We start from the raw sequence: 21,435 nt of genomic DNA on the forward strand, positions 1-21,435 counted from the left end.
GAATTGGAGGCGAAAGATAATAGAGTGAAAGGGGAAGTTTTTACCGGCCGGCCCGAATTGATTAGTTGCGTAGTTAATTGCGGTATTTCAGAATTCTGCGGCGCAATATAAATGTCTGTAAATTAGTTTTTTATCCCTTGGTCGGGCTCGGGTGTAGGCGTGGTCGATTTTTACTGATTTGCATTATCATGGAAACGCTATGTTTTAGCGCGAAACCCCAGATGCCCCGAACGGCTTTATGGCCGGGCCAGGCCAACCTGCGGCCTTGGTTTTGCGTTTGGACACGCGTACCTCTTACTCCCGTTGCGCCATTAACTCTCTACCTACCTACGCCCGCCGCGCCCTTTACACCGTTTTGGGGCTTGTGGCCTTTGTGCTGCTGCTGGTAATCGGGGCAGTCGTGGCTTTGCAGTTTCCGGCTACCCAGGACTTCGTGGCCCGCAAGGCCGAAGGCTACCTGCGCGACAAGCTCGGCACGGAAGTGCGGATTGGAAAATTCCGTACCGACTTCCGCAATGCCATTTCCTTTGATAATGTGTATCTGGAAGACCAGCAGCGCGATACATTGCTGTCCGTTGGTCATCTGGGCCTGAATCTGGACTTGTGGGCTTTGACCAAATCCCAGATCAACGTGAAGTCGTTGGAGCTGAATGACGGTACGCTGCACATCAAGCGTACCGAGCCCGACAGCGTGTCGAACTACGACTTTATCGTGGCGGCCTTTACTTCTGGTGACACCACAACCACCGCGCCAGCCGACTCGACGGGCGGCTTCAAATACAACATCGGCGACCTGCACCTGTCCAATATCTACCTCACTTACCAGGACCAGGTTGACGGCAACGACATTAAAACCAAAGTCGGCGACCTAGCCGTGACGATGGATGAGGTGGACGTGGATCAGTCGATTTACCGGATTAATACGGCCGCGCTGAAAAACACCAGCATCGGGATAGTGCAAACCAAGGTGCCGCCGGACACGCCTTCCGAGCCACTAACGACCGTGTTTGGCCTCAACAGCGCCGCGCTGAATAACGTGAGTCTGACGTACCGCAACAACGTGGCCGCGCAGTTTATCAGCACCCGCATCGGTGAGGCGCAAGCTACGGCCGACAACATCGATTTGATCAAGTCGCGCATCGATTTGAACACCCTCACACTGCGCAACACCTCGGTGGCCTACGCCCAGAACGAGAATGTGCCGGTAGAGCAGCGTGTAGTCAACCCGGCCGAAGCAGTGCGGGATTTAAATGAGTCGGTGGAAAAAGCTACCGGCGCGTCTACCAGCTGGGTCGTTACGCTCAAGAAGTCTGACATCAGCGGGGTAGACGTGGCCTTCGACAACTTCGACGAGCCCAAGCAGCGCACCCGCGTGCCGGCCATGGACTACAATCACCTCAAATTCACGGATCTGGTGCTGAATACGGAGAATCTGTTTTACTCCGAGAATAGCACCACGGGCCGTATTGTGAATCTGGCGGGCAAGGAGAAGAGTGGCTTCCAAGTGCAGAGCGCCACGGCTGATGTGATTTTCGACTCGGTGCAGACCCGGCTGGATAACCTGGATTTGATAACGCCCCACACCCGCATCCGCCAGACGCTGGCCATGCGCTACAAGAGCCTCGACGCGCTGGCCGACACCAAGCAGCTGCCCAATCTGGGCATCGAGGGCGACCTGCGCAACGTGCGCCTCGGCTTCCGCGACATCCTCTACCTGGCCCCCGACCTGGCCGGTACGCCGCCGTTCAATACCGGTGCGAATCAGTCGGTGCTAGTGAGCGGCAAAGTAACCGGGCGTGTGGGTGATATGCGCATTCAGAATCTGGACTTTGTGGGCTTCCGCAATACGGTGGTAAAGGCCAGCGGCCGAATCGTGGGCTTGCCCGAAACCGACCGGCGCCTGTACACCGATCTGAACATCAAGCAATTTTCAACCTCGGATGCGGATTTGAAAAGCCTGCTGCCGAAAGGCACGATTCCGGCCGAATACCGCCTGCCAGCCCGCATGACAGTGGCCGGCACGTTTAAAGGCCGACCCACGGCCCAGATTTTCGACGCCAACCTGCGCGCTACTACCAGCTTCGGCAACGCCACGGCCAAGGTGGATATGGGGGCGGGCCCGAAAGGGCAGGAGCCGATTACGGCCACCTTTGCCACCCAGGGCCTCGACGTAGGCAAGTTTCTGCGCGACCCGACCATTGGCAAAATTACGGCCAACGGCCGCCTGAACGCGCGCGGCCTCGACCCGGCCCAGATGCGCGGCAAGCTGGTGGCTAACGTGCAGAGCGCCCAGTACAACGGCTACAACTACCGCGGCATTACGGCTAACGTGGACATTGACCGGCAGATTTACAAAGTGGATGCCCGCAGCAAGGACGACCCCAACCTGAACCTGGACCTGCTGGCTACCGTGAATCTGCGCGACGCCAACAACCCGACTTACACCGTAGACCGCCTCAATTTGCGCGGGGCCAACCTCACCGCCCTGGGCTTCTACACCGGCGGCGACCTGCGCATCCAGGGCGACCTGCAGGCCAACATCAGCGGCTCGGACCTGAACTCACTGAACGGCACGTTCTCGGGCCGCCGCCTCGTAATTGTGAAAGACAACCAGCCCTTTGCCCTCGACTCGCTCAGTGGCCGAATTCTGCAGCGACCGGGCCGCACTGAGGTTGACTTTGCCTCTAACGTGCTGGATGCCACGCTACGCGGCAACACCCGCCTGGGCGACATTGCCCTGGAGCTACAGCGCCACATCGACCGATATTTCGACCTGCCCGGGGTGCGCTACACGGCCTCTAGCACGTACCGGCAGTTTACCTTCGATGCCAACCTGAAAGACCCGAAAATTGCCACTCAGCTGGTACCGGGCCTCAAGCAGATTTCGCCCTTCAAGCTGACCGGCAGCTACGACAGCCGCGCCGCCAACCTGACGTTGAACAGCCGCATTCCGCTGATTCGCTACGATGCCTACACCCTGGATTCGTTGCGGCTCAACGTGTCGTCGGATGCGCAGAAGCTGGACTACGCCGTGCGGCTGCGACAGGCTAGCCAGGACACTTCCTTGCGTCTGCCCAACCCCAGTCTGGTGGGCAGCATTGCCAACAATAAGATTGGTACCAACCTGCGCATTGCCGAGTCGGACAGTGCCCAGCTGCTGAATGTGGCCGGGGTGCTGCAGGTCTTCAACCAGGGAGATGCCTACGCCTTCAGCTTTGGGCCAAACCTAGTGCTGAACAATGAGAAATGGAACGTGGAGCCCAACAACGAGGTGCGCTACACCACGGCTACCGGCGCTATTCTGGCCCAGAACGTACGCCTGAGTCAGGGCAACCAGGTGCTGGCTTTGCAAACCCTGCCCGGTGCCCAATACCCGCTACAGGCTACCATTACCAACTTCGACCTGAACGGCCTGGCCAAAGCCGGCGGCATGCCCGACTCGATGGTGGCCGGCACGCTCAACGGGCAGGCCGTGGCCTTCAGCATCGGCAAGCCCAAGCAGGCCTTCACCGCCGATTTGGCTTTGACCAACTTCGCCTACAACAAGTCGTTGCTGGGCGACGTGACGCTGAAAGCCACCAACCCCACGCCTAACCGCTACGACGTGGACGCCCGCCTGACCAACGCCTCGGGTACCGATGTGCGGGCCGTGGGCTACTACCTGGCCACGCCGCCCGACCCGATTCAGTTTGCCATTACCGTTAACCGCCTCGACATTAAAACCGCGGAGCCGTTCTCGGCCGGCCAGCTGCGCGAATCGACGGGCGGACTGACCGGCAATCTGAACGTGACGGGCACGGCCAGCCGGCCGCTTATTCAGGGGGCTCTAACCACGACGGCCGATGCGGGCTTCACCGTGAGTCAGTTGGGTGCGCCCTACCGCGTGCCGAGCCAGACGGTGAACTTCGGGGCCCAGGGCCTCACTTTCGACAACTTCACGGTGATTGACTCGCTGGGCAACAAGGCCGTGGTGGCCGGCACGGTATTCACCCGCAACTACGTGGATGACTACCGCTTCAATCTGAATGTGACGACCGATAAATTTCTGGCCGTGCAAAGCTCCCAGCAGGATAACCCGCTGTTCTGGGGCAAGCTGGTGGTCGATTCGGATACCCGGATTTCGGGTAATATGACCCTGCCCGTGGTGCGTACCCGGGCCGTGGTAGCCGAGGGCTCCGACCTGAAAGTAGCGGTGCCAAACGACGAGGCTGGTCTGGTAAATGGCGAAGGCATCGTGCAGTTTATCGACAAAAGCGCGCCTATCGATACTATGCTGGCCCGGCAACTAGCCCTTGATTCGGTGAAAACCGCCCCCGGCTACGACATATCGGCCGTCGTAACCGTGAATGACAACACGCCCTTCACTATCATCATCGACCAGGCCAGTGGCGACAACCTGCAGGTGCGGGCCGCCGGCACGCTCCGCACCGCCATCGACCCCAGCGGCACCATCACGCTCAGCGGCCGCCTCGATGTGACGGAGGGCAAATACGCTTTGTCGCTCTACGACTTGGCTTCCCGCGAATTTGCCATTGGCCCCGGCAGCTCCATTGTCTGGACCGGGGACCCGTACAATGCCCAGCTCAACGTGGCCGCTATTTATAACGTGAAAGCGCCGCCAGCCGAGCTGCTGGCCGCCCAGGGCCTGGCCGACGAAACCCTGCAAGCCGTGGGCCGCAACCAGCTGCCGTTCCAGGTGTATCTGAACGTGACCGGGGAGCTGCTCAAGCCCACCATTGGTTTCGATATCAAGCTGCCCGAAAGCGCCCGGAGTGAGCTGCGCGGCCCCATTGAGGCCCGCCTAGCCCAGCTACGCCAGCCTAGCGAAACCACTGAGCTAAACAAGCAGGTATTCTCGTTGCTGGTGCTGAACCGGTTTATGTCGCAGGATCCGTTTAAGTCGAGCGGGGGCAACATTGTGGCCGACCAGCTGCGGGGCTCAGCCAGCCAAGTGCTTACCCAGCAGCTCAACAACCTGACGGGCAGCTACCTGTCGAACCTGGGCGTGGAGCTGGGTGTGAATTCCTATGCCGACTACTCTTCGGGCGCCGAGAAAACCCGCACCGACCTGAACGTGGCCGTGCGTCGCCAGCTGCTCAACAACCGCTTGACCGTGCGCCTCGGTACCGACGTGCCGTTGGGTGGTGGCAACCAGGCCTCAACCGGCCAAAACAGCGGCGGTGTGAGCAGCTTTGCCGGCGACGTGAGCGTGGAATACAACGTGCTGGCCAACGGCCGGATTCGCCTGCGGGCTTTCCGCAACAACGCCTACGGCGACATCGACGGCCAGTTTGTGCGCACTGGGGCCTCGCTCATCTTCCAACGCGACTACCGCGACCTGGCCGACCTTTTCAAGGGCATCGACGACGTGGTGAAGGAGGAAGTGAAGCAAGAGCGTCGCCAGCGCCGGCAGGAGAAGAAAGCTGCTCCCGACTCGACCCAGACGCCCGGCGCCGTAACGCGCCGCGACTCGGTACGGGCCCAGCCCCAAACCACCACCAGCCGCTAATTTTTCGTTTTTACGCCGTTTTCATCTAGTTCCGTTCTGTGTCAGTAGCTCGCCGTTCTTCCGTTGTTTCCGTTTCGTGGCCGCGCCTCCTGGCCGTGGCAGCCGGGCTGCTGGCCAGTGGCTGCTCGGGTACGAAATTCATTCCCGAAGGTGCGAAGCTTTACACCGGCGGTGCCGTAAAGGTGCAGTCCGACAGCCCGATTCCCAACGAGGCCGCGCTGAATACTGAGCTGACGGCCGTAATTGCTCCCAAGCCCAACGCCTCCATTCTGGGGCTGCGGCCCAAGCTGTATTTCTGGCACATGGGCGAGGGCAAAACCAAAGGCCTGGGCCATTGGCTGGCCAATAAGTATGGCGAGAAGCCCGTGCTCCTGAGCCAGGTAGACACCCAGAAGGTAAAAAGCCTGATGGTAAACCGCCTCAACAACAACGGCTACTTCAAGCCTACGGTAAGCAGCAAGGTGGAGGTGAAGGGCGCCACGGCCAAAGTCGATTACACCGCCAAGGTTGGCAAGCCCTACACCATTAAGGAAATTCACTTTCCGGAGCGCGACACGCTGGTTGACCGCGCCATTCGGGCCACCGAGTCGGCCTCGCTGCTCAAAGTGGGTGACCCGTACAACCTGCAGACCTTCATCAACGAGCGAGCCCGCATCGACGGGGTGCTCAAAAACCAGGGCTACTATTACTTCACGCCCGATTACCTGCTGTTCCAGGTCGACAGTACGCTCGACAACCAGGTAAACGTGTTTCTGAAGGTGAAAGGCACGATTCCGCCCCGTGCGGCCAAGCCCTACGTGCTCAACAATGTGACGCTGAACACCAGCTACAACCTCTCGGACACCACCCAGAACCAGAAGCCGGTTATCTATCAGAAGTACCGCTACTTCCCCGACGAGAAGGTATTCAAGGCCAGCGCCATTACCAACGCCACGTTCCTGTTTCCCGACAGCGTGTACCGCCGCCGCCGCTCCGACCAGACCCTGAGCCGCCTGATGAGCCTGGGCACGTTCAAGTTCGTGGATATGCGCTTTAGGCCCGCCCGCGCCAAGGCTGATTCGGCCGGCTATGGCTTCCTGAACTCCTTTATCCGGATGACCCAGGTGCCCAAGCAGTCGTTGCGGGCCGAGGTGCTGCTCGTGAGCAAGTCGAATGGCTTCACGGGGCCGGGTTTTCAGGTGCAGTACCGCAACCGCTCGGCGCTGCGCGGGGCCGAGCAACTGCTGGTAAACCTGACCGGAACCTTCGAAAACCAAACCCAGTCGAATACCAACACCATTGGCGTTACCAGCTATGAGATTGGGGTAGATGCCCAATTGGTAGTGCCGCGCCTACTCACGCCACCCTTCGACATCCAGCTGCGCAACTCCGACTTCCAACCGCGCACCAGCTTTGGGGCCGGCTACCGCTACGTGCAGCGGGTAGGCGCTTTTCAGGAAGATGTAGTGAGCCTGAACTACGGCTACACCTGGAAAACCAAGCTTACCAATGAGCAGGAGCTGCGCCCTATCGACCTGCAATATATCCGGTTGGGCACCACCAGTCCCGAGTTCGACCAATTGCTTGTTGACCGGCCGTTTCTGGCCAACAGTTTCCGCCAGCAGTTTATTCTGGGCAGCAGCTACCGCTATACCTACAACCAGCAGGCTCTGGAACAGCGCCGCAACCAGATTTACTTTAGCGGTGGCATCGAAGGCTCGGGCAACCTGGCTTACCTGGCCAGTAACCTGGCTGGCCGCGAAAAGACAACCAACCCAGCCGATAACAGCCAGGCATACACGTTTTTTAAGCAGGAATTCTCGCAGTACACCAAGGTTGACCTGGAGTTTCGCAACTACTTCCGGATTTCCCCCGACCCCACCAGCGGCAACAAGATTGCCACCCGCGTGCTTATTGGGGCTGGTATTCCCTACCTCAATTCTAAAGTGCTGCCTTACCTGAAACAGTACGGTATCGGTGGGCCCAACAGCGTGCGGGCTTTTGCCGCCCGGGGTGTGGGGCCAGGCTCTTACCGTCCCACTACCTCGCGCGAAACGTCCACGCAGTTCTACGACCAGGTAGGCGACGTGCGGCTCGAAGCCAACGCCGAATACCGCCAGGATCTGTTTCCTTACGTGAAAGGTGCCTTGTTTGTAGATGCTGGCAACATCTGGCTAGTAAACCCTGACGACAAGCGCCCCGGTGGCCAGTTTGACCCCAAAAGCTTTATGAAGCAACTCGCCGTGGGCGCCGGTGCCGGTATCCGCATCGATGTGCAGTTCTTCGTCATCCGTTTCGATATGGCTTACCCATTGCGCTACCCTTACGACACGGGCGAAGTACGGGACCCAGTAACCGGCGACAAGCTGGCCGACGCGGTAAAGTCGTCGCCCCGCCTCAATATTGCTATTGGCTATCCTTTCTAAGTAGCGTTGCCAGCGGCTAAGCGTTGGTGGAAAGCCAGAACTTCTTCCGGCTGAAAGTTGCCCAGCTCTAGTGTGCCGCCCCCGCTGAGTGGCTGTTGTATTGCAAGCACTTCGTGGTCGGCCAGTTGGCCGCCGCTTTGCCGGAAGGCCGTGTATACAGCATCATCCAGAAAGCCCGGCAGCTGATTCTCCGGGAGCCAGTCGCTGAGCAGGCTGGCAAAATCCAGGCCCTCGTACTTGGTGTAGGTGCCCTGCCACGGGTCGAGCAGGCCGATGGGCGCGTCGGTGCCTTCCTCGGTGGTGCTTTCGGCTACCAGCAACGCCCCGTAGGCATTGCGCCCAATAACGGTGCGCTCTACATCGGCAGCCATTATTCCGTTCCAGACTTCCAGTATTGGGTTTAGTTGGGGCAGCTCGGCGCCGAACAGGTACAGAAATCGGTTGCGGTACCAGCCCGCGCCTACCTCGTCGTACATCATCCGCCACAGGCTTTTGTCAAACTTATCGGCGAAGAAGTCACCGGGCGGCACCGCGGGTTCCGGGCGGCCGAAGTGGTGCGTGAAGACGGATATTTCGGAATCGGCAGACATAGCGGCAAGGTGTAGAAGGCAAAGCACAAGATTACGAAGAAAGGCTGCTTCCAGTGGTATGACTGCGCTCAAATCGTGGCCGTTATGGTTTCGCCTCAGCAAGGCAATAGAAGGTAAACTGGCGCTTTTACCCAAAGCAGCAGAAGCAAAAAGGCTGTGACGTAATGCACAGCCCTCTTTTATGGAGGTCACCAGAATTTATTTCACTTACCAGCTTCTGGGCGGCATTGCGCACCACTTACAGACTAGCCGCCAGCCCGCGCAGGTCCAGCGCGGGGCATCGTCTGTTCAATGATGTTGGCAGAATAATGCTGCTCTGCCAGGGCTAGCCGGGCAGCGAAACGGTGAAGGTGGCGCCCTCGTCGGGCTGGCTGTGCACCGTGATGGTGCCACCCGCATTTTCGACCAGGCGCTTCACCGTGTACAACCCCACGCCAGAGCCTTCGACGTGGGTGTGCAGGCGGCGAAACAGGCGGAAAAGCTTACCCTGTTGGTCGAGGCTCAACCCCAGGCCGTTGTCCTGCACGGTCAGCACCACGCGGGTGTCGGTGCGGTAGCAGCGCAGCTCCACGATGGGCAGCCGGTCGGCGGCACAGTACTTTACGGCATTGCTGAGTAGGTTATACACGATGCTGCGCAGGTTTTTGGGCGCAAACTGCACCCACAAGCCCGGCTCTACCACCACGGTCAGGCGGGCCTGGGCGGCAGCCAGTAACGGGTCCAGGTCAAGCCGCACATCTTCCACCAGCGCGGCCACGTCCACTATTTCGGGGCCGGTGGCATCGGAGTGCTGCAGCTGAGTAATGTTAGTCAGGTGCCCGATAGTTTGCTGAAAACGCGCTACCGAATCCCGCATCAGGTTCAAAATGTGCGGCACCATTGTGGTGCGCAAGGCTTCGGCGGGCAGTTGCTCCCGCAGAGCCGTTAGGAGCCCTTCGATATTGCTGATGGGGGCCTTCAGGTCGTGGGAAGCGGTATAGACGAAGGTGTCGAGGTCGGCGTTGGTGCGGGAAAGGCGGTTGTTGGTGTCGCTCAGTTCTTCGTTGGTGGCCTGCATTTCCTCGTTGATGGCCGCCAGCTCCTCATTCAGCGCCTGCACCCGCTCACTGGCCACCACCTGGTCCGTAATATCGGTGACGAGGGTATAAAAGCCCAGCACTTGCCCGTGCTGCACATCGGGAATGTAGTTGGTGTGAATGTGCTTCACAAACCCCTCGCGGTAGGGCATACGGGCCGTAAACTCCAGCTGCTCACCAGCCAGGGCCCGGTCCATGTAGCCTTGAGCAGCGGCGTAGGCCTTTTCGCCCACCACCTCGCGCACCGGACGGCCCAGCAGTTTCTCTGGTACCTGGCCGAACCAGCTTTCGTAGGCGCGGTTGGCAAACCGGTAGCGCCGCTCCCGGTCGAGGTAGCCGATGAGCACGGGCAGCGCATCGGTGAGCAGACGCAACTGCCCGGCGGTGGCTTCGCTGTGCTGGCGGGCCATTACCTGCCCGGTTACATCGAAGGCGAAGATGGACACGCCCACGATACGGTCATCTTCGCGGTAGGCCTGGTAAGTGAAGTTGAAATACACGGGGCGCGGCCGCCCATCGGGCCACGTTAGCTCGAAGGGTATTTCGGGGCTAGTGTGGGTTTTACCCGTCTGGTACACTTCATCGAGCAGGGCAATCAGGCCCTGGTCTACGGCTTCGGGCTGGGTTTCGGCCAGGGTGTGGCCACGCCGGGAGCGGCCGGGAAACAGCTGGTCGTAGGCCGGGTTGAAGTACTCAATGCGGTGGGCCGGCTCCCGAAGCAGAATAATGGCGGTGGGCGCCTGCTCGAATACCTGGTACAGATCTTCGCGCTCCTGCGCCCGGTGCTGGGCTGTGGCCAGCAGATGGGCCTGTAGCTGCTCTACCTGGCGGCGGGCCTGCACCTTCTCGGTTACATCCACGATAAAGGCCAGAATGCCCTGGATCTGCCGGTTTTCGTCGAAGAGCGGCTGATACACGAAATCCAGAAAGTGCTGCTTTGTCTGGCCCGCGTGGTCGTCGTGCAGCAGCACGGGCGTGTCGGCCCCCACAAACGGCACACCGGTGGCGTACACCTGGTCGAGCAGTTCGATAAAGCCCTGCTCTACTACTTCCGGCAGAACTTCCGCCGCCGTGAGCCCTAGCTGGGCCCGGCCCGTGGTCAGGGCCAGGTATTGGTCGTTGAAGAAGGAAAAATGGTGCTCGGGACCGGCCAGTGTGGCAATGGAGGCTGGTACCTGGCCCAGAATCTGGCGCAGCAGGCCCTGCTGCACCCGCAGTTGCTCGCGCTGGTGCTCGGCTTCCAGCAGAGCGGTTTGGGCTTCGTGGGTGCGCTGCGCCACCCGTGCTTCCAAGTCCTGGTTGAGGGCGGCCAGCTCGGCATTCGTATGGTCTAGGGCCGTGTTTAGGGCAGCCAGCTGCCGGGCGCTTTCTTCCACCGCCCGGCGGGCCTGTACCTGGGGTGTTACCTCGTAGGCAAACACTAGAATACCGTCGATGGCCCCGCGCAGGTCACGGCGGGCCTGGTAGATGAAGTTGTAGTAACGCTTCTCCAGCTCGGCCGGACTGGCATTGTCGTGGTCGAGCTGCACGAGCATCTCGGTGGCGTAAAACGTTTCGCCGGTGCGGTACACGCTGTCGAGCAGCTCGAAGATGGGCTGACCCCTGAGCTCAGGCATGGCTTCGGCAATAGGCTTGCCCAGCAAGGGCCGCTCACCTACCAAAGCCTGATACGGGCCATTTACAAACTGAAAGCGGTGCTCGGGCCCGTCGAAGATGCAGATCATGGCCGGGGCTTGCAGCAGCACGTTGTGCAGCTGGGCCCGCTGCAGCTCGGCCTCGGCCCGAGCCTGCTGCTCCCGCGCCTGGCTTACGCGCAGGGCTTCCTCCACGGCGGTGCGCGACTGGTCGTTGGTATCGGTGAAGCTGACGACCAGCAGCGGGCCGTGGCGCTGGGCTACGAGGTAGAAATAGCCGTCGAGGCCGTCGTGCTGGTAGTTGAACTGCTGGCGCGCCACCTCACCCGATAGGAAAGCAGCTTTGTAGAAGTCGAATATACCCATGGTCAGGGCAGCCGGGTACAGCGTCAGAAACGACTCGGCGGGCTGGGCCGGCAACTCCAGCATCTGCTGGGCGGCCGGGTTCAGGCGCACATATGCCAGGTCAATAATATCGGCTTCGGGCGCAGAAAACACCGGCCGAAACAGGATAACGCCCGACAGGGAAATCGTAAGCAGCACCTGTAGCAGCTCCTCGGAAGGAGCCACGTCGGCTGGCAGCACCGCACCCAAGGGAGTTGACATAGGACAAAAGTATACAGCAGTAGTAAGACCTCCACAAGGTACGACTTACGGCCCAGCGCCGCGCGGCCGAAGCGCAATTCGGAACGGGCCAGCCATGCTGAATGCAGGGGCGTGGCCACAAAAAACGGCGGGCGGCCACCAAGGCCGCCCGCCGCTCAGGCTGCAAACGAAGTCTGTTCTAAGCCAATTCCCGGGCCTGCACCCGCGTCTCCAGCTCCTTGCGGGTGGCGTTGGCGGTTTTGGTGGGCACCACCGTTACCACCACGTACTTCGAGGTGGGCGTGTTGCTGGTTTTGGCCACGCTGGCCACGGGCACCAACGGGTTGGCTTCGGGGAAGTAGGCCGCCACGTTGCCCCGGGGAATATCATAGGGCACGGCAATGAACTTCTCCACCGTGCGCGTGTCGCCCTTGAAATGGCTGGTAATGTCGATAAGGTCTTTGGCGTTGATGCTGCGGTCGGCCATGTCGCGGCGGTTCATAAATAGCACCCGCCGCTCGCCAAACACGCCCCGGTACCGGTCGTTGTAATCGTAGATGGTGGTGTTGAACTGGTCGTGGCTGCGCACGGTCATCAGCACCAGCTGGTCGGGCTCCAGGGTGTACTTCTCCAGCTCGGTGGTGCTGAAGTTGGCCTTCCCGTTCTTGGTCGTGAATTTCCGCTCCCGGGGGCCGTTGGGCAGGTAGAACCCGCCGGGCCGCCGCAGCTTCTCGTTGAAGTTCTCGAAGCCCGGAATAACCCGGCTGATATGGTCCCGGATAACGTCGTAGTTTTCCGTCATGGCCACCCAGTCGGCAATGTCGATTTTGCTGCCCAGCGTGGCAATGGCCACCCCGCAGAGAATGGCGACTTCGCTCATCATCTGGCCTGGCAGCGGCACCAGCACGCCCTTGTTCTGGCTTACTACGCCCATCGAATTCTCGCAGGAAGTCATCTGGTGGCCGCTTTTCTGCATGTCCACGTCGGCGTGGGTGAAGCAGGGCAGCAGCAGACTGGTTTCGCCGGTGGTCAGGTGGCCGCGGTTAAGCTTAGTACCCACAAACACGGTCAGCTTCTGCTTGCGCATGCCTTCGGCAATAACTTCGGTATCAGGGCCAGCCGCCAGCAGGTTGCCGCCCAGGCCGAAGTACACCTTGGTTTTACCCTTGTACATGGCCTTAATGGCTTCTACCGTATCAAGGCCGTGCTCGTAGGGCGGCTGGAAATTGAACTCCTTGCCCAGCGCGTCCTGAAACTCCTTGGTGGGCTGCTCCCACACGCCCATCGTCCGGTCGCCCTGCACGTTGGAGTGGCCCCGCACGGGGCAGGTGCCCGCGCCGGCCTTGCCGATGGCGCCCTTCATCAGGTGCAGATTCACGATTTCCTGGATGGTTTGCACGCCCTGGCGCTGCTGCGTGACGCCCATGGCCCAGCAGGTAATAATCTTCTGCTTGCGGGCCAGCATATTGGCCGCTTCCAGCAGCTGGGCCCGCGAAATGCCGCTGATTTCCTCGATGTCCTCCCAGCTCGTGTTGCGGATATTCTGCTCAAACGACTCGAAGCCGGTGGTATACTTATCAATAAACGGCCGGTCGACGACCAAACCTGGGTTCAGGTCTTCGGCCTCGAAGAGATGCTTCATAATACCGCGCAGCAGGGCCATGTCGCCATCCACGCGCACCTGCAGAAACAGGTCGGTTATCTGGGTTCCGTCGCCCATCAAAGCGCCCAGGGCTTTGAGTGGGTTCATAAAATCCTGGGGATTCTTGAAGGCTACCAGGCCAGCTTCCAGCAGCGGATTGATGGCAATGATTTTGGCTCCGTTGCGCTTGGCCTTCTGCAAAGCCGTGAGCATGCGCGGGTGGTTGGTGCCCGGGTTCTGGCCAATAATGAGGATTACTTCGGCCTCGTGAATGTCGTTGAGCGTTACCGAGCCTTTGCCCAAACCCAGCGTGGGGCTCAGGGCTGCGCCGCTGCTTTCGTGGCACATATTCGAGCAGTCGGGCAGGTTATTGGTGCCGAGCAGCTTGGCAAACAGCTGGAACAGAAACGCTGGCTCATTCGGCACCTTGCCCGAGGTGTAGAACAGCGCCTCGTTGGGCGAATCCAGGGCGTTGAGGTGGTCAGCAATGATTTTAAACGCCTCGGGCCACTCAATGGGCGAGTAGTGGTTGTCGCCGGGGCGCTTCACCAGCGGATGGGTAAGGCGGCCGGCGTTGTTCTGGTCCCGGTCGGTCATCTTCGACAGCTCGGCCAGGCTATAGCGGGCAAAAAACTCGGGGCCAGCGGCTTTGTCGTCGGCATCGGAAGCGGTGGCCTTGGCGCCGTTTTCGCAGAACTCGGCCACCGAGCGGTGGTCGTCGGGGTCGGGCCAGGCACAGCTGGAGCAGTCGAAGCCGTCTTTCTGGTTCATGCTCAGCAGCCCGCGCGTGCCCCGACTCAGGCCGCCTTCGCTCCAGCTAAACTCCATCGACTTGATGACGGCCGTAACGCCGGCGGCTACTTTCTGCTGTTCTTCCAGGCGCAGCCCGGTGAGGCCCTCGGGCGGCTGGGCCAGAATGGGGTGCTTGTACTTGGCATTCACTACGTCGGGGGCTTGGATGGTACTTTCGTCGCGCTCGGCCTGAGGGTCGGGGCGGTAGTGGTCGGGGGCCGGAGCGGTGCCCTGGCTGGGCCGCTCACCGCTTTTAGGGGCGTTTTCGGCTTTCTGCTCCTGGGGCTTGCCGGCCTGGCCGGGGTCTGACTTCGGGGACTCTTCCATGGTTGTGGGGTTCGGCAGCAGAGTGGGTTCGGAGGTAATACGGCGCGCGGGGCCCGTTAGTGGCGACAGTCCAGGTCCTTTTCAACCAGAATACGCAGCGCCTGGTTTTCGGCTACCGCCACCGAGGCCGAAAGCCCGTTCTGCTCAGTCGTTAGCCAGGCCGTAGCCGCCGCCGCCGGCACCAGCACCGTGAGGCTGCCTGCCGCGTAGCTGAATTGGAATTCCGCCGCGTCGACTTGTTCCAGGGCGTAAGTCAGCCGGTCGGTGGGCAGTGGCCCCAGCCGCACCACCGATTCGAGGCGGCCGGCGGCGGTAAACTGCGCTACTTCCGCTGCCGAGAGGCGCAGGCGCAGGGAGTTGTCTTCAATTCGAAGCTTCATTTCTGAGAGGTTTGGTAGGGACGTCATGGCGACCAGCGGGAGACATCTCGCGTGCCATGGTAAGTAGATTACTCCGGCAACCTCAGCCCGCGAGATTGGCTACGCCTTCCTTCGGTTCCTCGGCAAGCTCGGAATGACGTTCTTTTAAATGACGGGTTTTTATAAGCATCATACCCGAATACGCCACGCGCCGCAGTAAATATTGTAGCGCTGCTGGCGCACGAAGCCCAGCAGCGTCATGCCAAAGTCGTGGGCGGCGCGCACGGCCAGGCTGCTGGGGGCACCCACGGCGGCCAGCACCGGAATGCCCGCCACGGCCGCCTTTTGCACCAACTCAAACGAAGCCCGCCCGCTTACGAGCAGCACTACGTTGTGCAGCGGCAGCCACTCGTGCAGCAGCGCCGCCCCAATTACCTTGTCCAGCGCATTGTGCCGACCCACATCTTCGCGCAGCAGCAGCAGCTCGCCGGTGGGCGAAAACAGGGCCGCTGCGTGCAGGCCGCCGGTTTGCTCAAACAACGCCTGAGCCGCCCGCTGCCGCTCCGGTAGCTCGTGAATAATGGCCGCTTCCACGTACGGCCCGTCGGTGGGCAGCACCGGGCAGGAGGCGGCATGCACCGCGTCGATGCTGGTTTTGCCGCACACCCCGCAGCTGCTGCTGGTATAGAAATGCCGTTCCAGGCGGGGCAGGGCCACGGCTACGGTTTCGGCCAGCTCGGCCCGCACCACGTTTTCGCGCTCCTCGTCCTTGGTCACGTCGGGGCAGTAGCGGATGCCGGCCAGCGCGGCGCGGCTGTGAATGATGCCTTCGGTAAGCAGAAAGCCAGCGGCCAGCTCCATATCGTGGCCGGGTGTGCGCATGGTAATGGCCAGGGTGCGGTGCTCGCGCTGCCCGGCCGGCCCGTAGCCCAGCCGGATTTCCAGCGGCTCCTCGGCCGCCACCACGTCGGAGGCTTCGGTGGCCTGCGTGCCCGCCACGCGCTGTACCGTGCAGTAGTCGTAGCTGGTGGGGGGCAGAAAAACGGGCGGGGTGGGCATTGGTGGGTTGTTAATTGTTAACTGTTGGATGATAACACTGCCCCGCGGATACGTACTTGCCCCGGAATAGGAGAATAACTTTCGGTTTGCCCGTAAGTTTGGAAAGCAACCTCCGATATGCCGTATGCCAGGGCCAGATACTGCGGCCCTGCTACCGATGCTGTCATAAAATTCAACCATCAGCCTTCAACATTCCTGTAATGCTTACTCCCGACGAACGCCAACGCTACCAGCGCCATCTGCAGCTGCCCGAAATAGGGGAGGCCGGGCAGGAAAAGCTGAAAGCCGCCCGGGTGCTGGTAGTGGGTGCCGGCGGCCTGGGCTGCCCGGTGCTGCAATACCTGGCTGCCGCCGGCGTGGGCACCCTGGGCATTGCCGACGGCGACCAGGTGGAAATGAGCAACCTGCAGCGCCAGATTCTGTTTGGGCCGGCCGAGCTGGGCCAGAACAAAGCCGAAGCCGCCGCCCGCGCCGTGCAGCGCCTCAACCCGCTGGTGCAATGCGAAGTAACGCCCCGCCGCGTAGATGTGGCCGCCGTGCGCGAGCTGGTAGCCCGCTACGATGTGGTGGTGGATGGGTCCGACAACTTCCCGACCCGCTACTTGCTCAACGACGCCTGCGTGAGCCTGAACAAGCCCCTGATTTCGGGTGCCATCTACAAGTTCGAGGGCCAGGTTTCGGTATTCAACTACCAGGGCGGACCCACGTACCGGTGCTTGTTTCCGCAGCCGCCCTCGGCCGCCGAAGCACCCAACTGCTCGGTTATCGGGGTGCTGGGCGTGCTGCCGGGGCTGGTGGGCTGTGCCCAGGCTACGGAGGTACTCAAAGTCATTCTGAGCCTCGGCGACGTGCTCAGCGGCCGACTCTGGCTTTTCGACGCCCTCTCGTTTCAGACCCGTACACTACGCTTTGCCCGCCAGCCCGAGCGGGCCGCCATCAACCTCGATACCGCCGACGCGGCCGACTACGCCGAGCTGTGCCAGTCGGCCGTAGCGGCTATTTCGCCCCAGGAGCTACAGAAGCAGTTAACGTCCGAAGTGCCGCCGTTTCTGCTCGACGTGCGCGAGTTGTCCGAATACGAAGCGGGCCACCTGGCTGGCGCTTCCCTTATTCCGCTGAGCAGCCTGAGCCAGCACATCAACGAGTTGCCGCACCACCATCCCATCGTAGTGTATTGCCGCAGCGGCCGGCGCAGTGCCCTGGCCATTCAGGAGCTGCAGCAGCAGCACGGCTTCGATAACCTGCTGAACCTGAGTGGCGGTATCCAGTCCTGGGCCGAAAAGGTCGACCCGGCTATGCCCGTGGGGTAGAGGAAGTAGCGTGAGCTGGGTAGTTCGCGCATCGGAACGATAATCGTTCAGCCACGCGAACTACCCAGTTCGCGCTACAAGAAATTTTAGCTCGACTTGCTTTGCCTTCCGTTCACCTGCCTTCCAACATTCAACCCGCTACGCCTGCCCGCCGCATCCGCTTCGACCGGAACGAGCTGGCCGGGGCTTTCGGGGACTTGGGCACCGATCTGCCGCTGCTCATCGGCGTCATTGCGGCCTCCGGCGTCGATAGTGCCGGGCTGCTCATCGTGTTTGGGCTGCTCCAGATGTTTTCGGGCTTCTGGTACGGTATGCCCATGCCGGTGCAGCCACTCAAGGCCTTTGCCGCCCTGGTTATTGCCCAGAAAATTCCCGGCCGTATCATCTTCGGCGGCGGACTGGCTATTGGGGTAAGCATGCTGGTACTGTCCGTCACGGGCCTCATTGATGCCCTGGCCCGGCTCATTCCCAAGCCCGTGGTGCGCGGCATTCAGTTTGGGTTGGCGTTGCAGCTGGCTACGCTGGCTTTGAAAGAATACGTGCCCGCCGATGGCGCCCCCGGCTACGCCCTGGCCGCCGCCGCGTTTGTCGTCACGGTGCTGCTGCTCGGCAACCGCCGCTGGCCGGCCTCGCTGCTGGTTATCCTGCTGGGAATCGTTTACGCGCTGGTTTTCAAGCTTGACCTGGCTACCGCCCAAAAGGCCATTGGCCTGCACCTACCCAGCTGGCACGTACCGCAGCGCGCCGACATCCTCACCGGGGCCCTATTGCTGGCCCTGCCCCAGATTCCATTGTCGCTCGGCAACTCCATTCTGGCCACCCGCCAGGTCATTCACGACCACTACCCCGAAAAGCAGGTCACGGTGCGCCAGATCAGCTTTACTTACGGACTCATGAATGTAGTAGCGCCGTTTTTCGGGGGCTTTCCGGTATGCCACGGCTCGGGCGGTATGGTAGGGCACTACGCGTTTGGGGCCCGCACCGGCGGCTCGGTTATTCTCTACGGCGGCTTGTTCCTGGTGCTCGGCCTGTTTTTCAGCCAGGGCTTTGCCGACATCGTCCAGATTTTCCCCCTCCCCATTCTGGGCGTGCTGCTGCTCTTCGAAGCCCTCACCCTGGCCACGCTCCTGCGTGACCTGACCACGAGTAAAGCCGACCTGACGGTGGCCTTGCTCGTGGGCGTGCTGTGCAGCGGCCTGCCCTACGGCTATCTGGTGGGCCTGGTAGTGGGCACGGCCGTGTACTACGCCATGCGCCGCGGCTGGGTGGGCTTGGGGAAGTAAGCGGCGGGCTGCAATGCAGTAGTAGCGGAGCCTCAAAACAAATGTTTCCGAACTCTGCTACTGTTGCGGAGCCCGAAAACGAATATTTATAAGCTCTGGAACAGTTGCGGAGAACAAAAACGAATGTTTCCGAGCTCCGCACCAGTAGCACTGACTAAAAACGAATATTTCTGAGCGTTGCTACAATAGCTGAGCTCAAAAACATTCGTTTTTAGTCAGTGCTACTAGTAGGGCTACCTATTCCTTGCCGCGCTCCAGCACTTCGTCGATCAAGCCGTACTCCTTCGCCTCGTCGGCGCGCATCCAGTAGTCACGGTCCGAGTCGTCGTGGATCTGCTGGTAGGTCTTGCCGGTGCGGTCGGCGTAAATCTGGTAGAGCTCCTGGCGCAGCTTCACCACTTCCCGGGCCGTTATTTCAATATCGGCCGAGGGGCCCTGCACGCCGCCCGAGGGCTGGTGAATCATGACGCGGGCGTGGGGCAGGGCCGAGCGTTTGCCGATGGCCCCGCCGCAGAGCAGAAAGGCCCCCATCGAAGCGGCCAGGCCGGTGCAAATCGTGGCTACGTCGGGATTCACGTACTGCATCGTGTCGTACATGCCCAGGCCGGCGTACACTGAGCCACCGGGCGAGTTGATGTAGAGCAGGATGTCCTTCTTGGCATCGACGGACTCCAGAAACAGCAGCTGGGCGTTGATGATGTTGGCAATATTGTCGTCGACGGCCTGCCCCAGAAAGATAATCCGATCCATAATCAGGCGCGAAAACACGTCGATTTCGGCAAAGCGCGTGGGCCGCTCCTCAATGACGGAGCGCGTCATGCCCGTAACCTGGGGGTAAAACCGGCCTTCGAGCTGGTGCTGGTACCGGTCGATGTTGGATCCGGCAACGCCCTGGCCGTGCACGGCAAATTTTCGGAATTCCTGGGAGTTCAGCATTGTAAAAGAGGGGAAAGAAGGGACAAGAGAAGCCCGGCCGCCTTGCATACAAGGCAGAATAGGGAGTAAAAAGCTGGAAAAGGAAAGACTACTGGCTGGCTCTGGGCTGGCGACTAAATACCCGGCGCAGGTGATTGGTGGTCGTTTGCAGCCAGTCGCGCCGCCGGGTCTGCCGCTCGAATCGGCGGTGAATCAGCTCCAGCTCGTGGCGCAGCTGCCGGCGGCCGGCTTCGTGCAAAGCCTGATAGAGCTGCTGCTGGGTAGCGGCGTCGGCGGCCAGCTCGGCGTCGGTGAGGAGCTGCACGCGCCACTGCGCGGCTTCCGCCGCCGTGGGCCGGCCCAGCAGGTGGTGCTCGATGAGCTGCAGACGTTCGAGGGCGGGGCGCATGGCGTTAGTGGGCTACAGCGTGGGCCACGGCCGTGCGCACCGACTTGCGCAGGCGCTCCAGGCACTTAAACTTCTGCACCGTGGCCGAGCGGATGCTACCGTAGTTCAGGCGGCCGGCAATCTGCTCCAGGGGCTGCTGGAAGTAGTAGAAGGCCAGCAGCAGGTTCTGGCACCGCTCCCCGAGCTGGGCTACGTAGTCGAGCACCGGCAGAGAATCCCGTCCATCAGCAGCCGGCTCAGCTTCCTCGGCCATGTGCTGGGCGTGTTCCTCACTCAGGTCGGTGAGGGGCAGCTGGCTCCGGCGGTTCAGCTCCCGCCGCCAGAGGTTGCGCACAATGCCCAGCAGGTAGGTGCTCACCGACGACGAAAGCACGAAGCTTTCGGCCGCGGCTTTTTCGTAAAATACAATCAGCGCATCCTGAAATACGTCTTTGGCATCGGACGCCGAGCCGCCGTGCTGCTGCACGTAGCGACGCACCAGCGGGAAAGTGCGCTGGTAAATCCGGGTGAGGGTTGGTTCGCGCTGGGTAAGCAGCGCGTGCCGCAGAGAGGCCGAAGTTTCCATGAGTGCTGAGCCGGACGAGTGAGGAGGTTCTACTGGTTAATCAGCGTTTGGCGCAAGTATCACCCGGAACCGGTAAAAAAAAGTTGCTTCGCTACGGCCGGCCCAGAATTTCCTGGACTGCCCGCTGATAGTCGGGGTTGCTGGTCATGCCGTTGTGGCCCGCCCCGGCCAGCGTGATAAACTGGTCCTGGGGCTTTAGTAATGCTTTGAGTCGCAGGGTAGTTTGGTAGTCGATTACCTCATCATGCTCGCCGTGGAAGATAACAACGGGGCACTTCACCCGGGGCAGCACCGCATCGGTGCCCAAGGGGTAGCGCACGATAAAGCCCGGCACCCAGGGGTAATGCTGCCGGGCGGTAGCCCGCATACTGAAGTAGGGTGCCTGCAGCAGCAGCAGCCGGGGGTGCTGCTGGGCCGCCAGCCACGCCGCCGCGCCGGTGCCCAGGGAGTAGCCCAGAATGATGATCTGCTCCTCGGTAAACTGGGTCAGTAGCTGCCGGTAAGCCACCTGCACGTCGCTCAGAAACTGCTCCTGACTGCTGATACTGCCGCCGCTTTTGCCGTAGCCCCGGTAGTCGAGCATAAACACGCTGTAGCCGAGCCGGGTGTAGAGCGTGGCCGCGTCGCCCCAGCTGTCGAGGGCACCGGCATTGCCGTGCAGGTAGAAAATTATTCCGCGCGGGGCCGATGAGTCGGCGGGGAACAGCAGGCCGTGCAGGCGGGTGCCGTCGGGAGTGGTTATCCAGCGCTCCTCGGCTGGGTGGACGAAGCTGAAGCGGTAGTCGGCGGGCAGCTTGGTGGGTATAAATAAAAGGCGCTCCTGCTTGAAATACAGCACCACCAGCACCGCCACGTACAGCAGCGCCACAACCCCAACAATTCCGAACAAGACCTTCATAGCAGCTAAGGTTACGAAGTTTCCGCCGTTTCCGCCGTGGTTAAGCTGCCGTTTCTCTAGCTGTCCTTGCGAGGCGA

The 21,435-nt window shown here is 61.0% G+C and carries 13 protein-coding genes; 4 read left to right on the forward strand and 9 right to left on the reverse strand.

What is annotated here, in order from left to right; genetic code table 11:
* Window positions 1–277: 277 nt before the first annotated feature.
* Entirely contained in the window at window positions 278–5,509 is a 5,232-nt protein-coding gene (locus LGH74_RS00920) for a translocation/assembly module TamB domain-containing protein (protein ID WP_226170505.1), read from the forward strand.
* Between the two features lie 38 nt (window positions 5,510–5,547).
* A complete protein-coding gene (gene tamL, locus LGH74_RS25035; protein ID WP_226170508.1) occupies window positions 5,548–7,914 on the forward strand; it encodes a translocation and assembly module lipoprotein TamL in 2,367 nt (788 codons plus the stop codon).
* Here tamL and LGH74_RS00930 read toward each other — a convergent pair.
* The 5 genes from LGH74_RS00930 to fdhD form a co-directional block, all read right to left on the reverse strand.
* The gene (locus tag LGH74_RS00930; RefSeq protein WP_226170511.1) at window positions 7,911–8,504 is read right to left on the reverse strand and encodes a hypothetical protein; all 594 of its coding nucleotides are present in this window, start codon (window positions 8,502–8,504) and stop codon (window positions 7,911–7,913) included. The two genes, tamL and LGH74_RS00930, sit on opposite strands and share 4 nt — an antisense overlap.
* Before the next feature lie 325 nt (window positions 8,505–8,829).
* Window positions 8,830–11,820 (reverse strand): PAS domain-containing sensor histidine kinase, encoded by a 2,991-nt coding sequence (locus LGH74_RS00935; RefSeq protein ID WP_226170514.1) that lies wholly within the window; start codon window positions 11,818–11,820, stop codon window positions 8,830–8,832.
* Between the two features lie 178 nt (window positions 11,821–11,998).
* Window positions 11,999–14,560, reverse strand: a complete 2,562-nt coding sequence (locus LGH74_RS00940; protein WP_226170517.1) for an FdhF/YdeP family oxidoreductase — start codon at window positions 14,558–14,560, stop codon at window positions 11,999–12,001.
* 56 nt (window positions 14,561–14,616) lie between these two features.
* Window positions 14,617–14,940: a DUF7009 family protein gene (locus LGH74_RS00945; RefSeq protein WP_226170520.1), complete on the reverse strand. Its 324-nt coding sequence runs from the start codon at window positions 14,938–14,940 to the stop codon at window positions 14,617–14,619.
* A 168-nt stretch (window positions 14,941–15,108) separates the two neighbouring features.
* Window positions 15,109–15,978 carry a formate dehydrogenase accessory sulfurtransferase FdhD gene (gene fdhD, locus LGH74_RS00950; RefSeq protein ID WP_226170522.1) on the reverse strand — a complete coding sequence of 290 codons (870 nt, stop codon included), beginning with the start codon at window positions 15,976–15,978 and terminating at the stop codon, window positions 15,109–15,111.
* 200 nt (window positions 15,979–16,178) lie between these two features.
* On the opposite strand from fdhD, the gene moeB reads away from it, so the two are divergent.
* On the forward strand, window positions 16,179–17,288 hold the full coding sequence (moeB, locus tag LGH74_RS00955; RefSeq protein ID WP_226170525.1) for a molybdopterin-synthase adenylyltransferase MoeB: 1,110 nt from the start codon (window positions 16,179–16,181) through the stop codon (window positions 17,286–17,288).
* Between the two features lie 101 nt (window positions 17,289–17,389).
* On the forward strand, window positions 17,390–18,571 hold the full coding sequence (locus tag LGH74_RS00960) for a putative sulfate/molybdate transporter (RefSeq protein WP_226170527.1): 1,182 nt from the start codon (window positions 17,390–17,392) through the stop codon (window positions 18,569–18,571).
* A gap of 237 nt (window positions 18,572–18,808) precedes the next feature.
* Here LGH74_RS00960 and LGH74_RS00965 read toward each other — a convergent pair whose 3' ends face one another.
* The 4 genes from LGH74_RS00965 to LGH74_RS00980 all read right to left on the reverse strand — a co-directional run bounded on the left by LGH74_RS00965 (window position 18,809) and on the right by LGH74_RS00980 (window position 21,358).
* A complete protein-coding gene (locus tag LGH74_RS00965) occupies window positions 18,809–19,507 on the reverse strand; it encodes a ClpP family protease (protein WP_262904520.1) in 699 nt (232 codons plus the stop codon).
* 88 nt (window positions 19,508–19,595) lie between these two features.
* Window positions 19,596–19,895 (reverse strand): hypothetical protein, encoded by a 300-nt coding sequence (locus LGH74_RS00970; RefSeq protein WP_226170529.1) that lies wholly within the window; start codon window positions 19,893–19,895, stop codon window positions 19,596–19,598.
* A gap of 4 nt (window positions 19,896–19,899) precedes the next feature.
* Window positions 19,900–20,460 carry an RNA polymerase sigma factor gene (locus tag LGH74_RS00975; RefSeq protein ID WP_226170531.1) on the reverse strand — a complete coding sequence of 187 codons (561 nt, stop codon included), beginning with the start codon at window positions 20,458–20,460 and terminating at the stop codon, window positions 19,900–19,902.
* 91 nt (window positions 20,461–20,551) lie between these two features.
* A complete protein-coding gene (locus tag LGH74_RS00980; protein WP_226170533.1) occupies window positions 20,552–21,358 on the reverse strand; it encodes an alpha/beta hydrolase in 807 nt (268 codons plus the stop codon).
* Window positions 21,359–21,435: the final 77 nt, after the last annotated feature.

Source organism: Hymenobacter lucidus (assembly GCF_020447265.1).
Classification (GTDB): domain Bacteria; phylum Bacteroidota; class Bacteroidia; order Cytophagales; family Hymenobacteraceae; genus Hymenobacter; species Hymenobacter lucidus.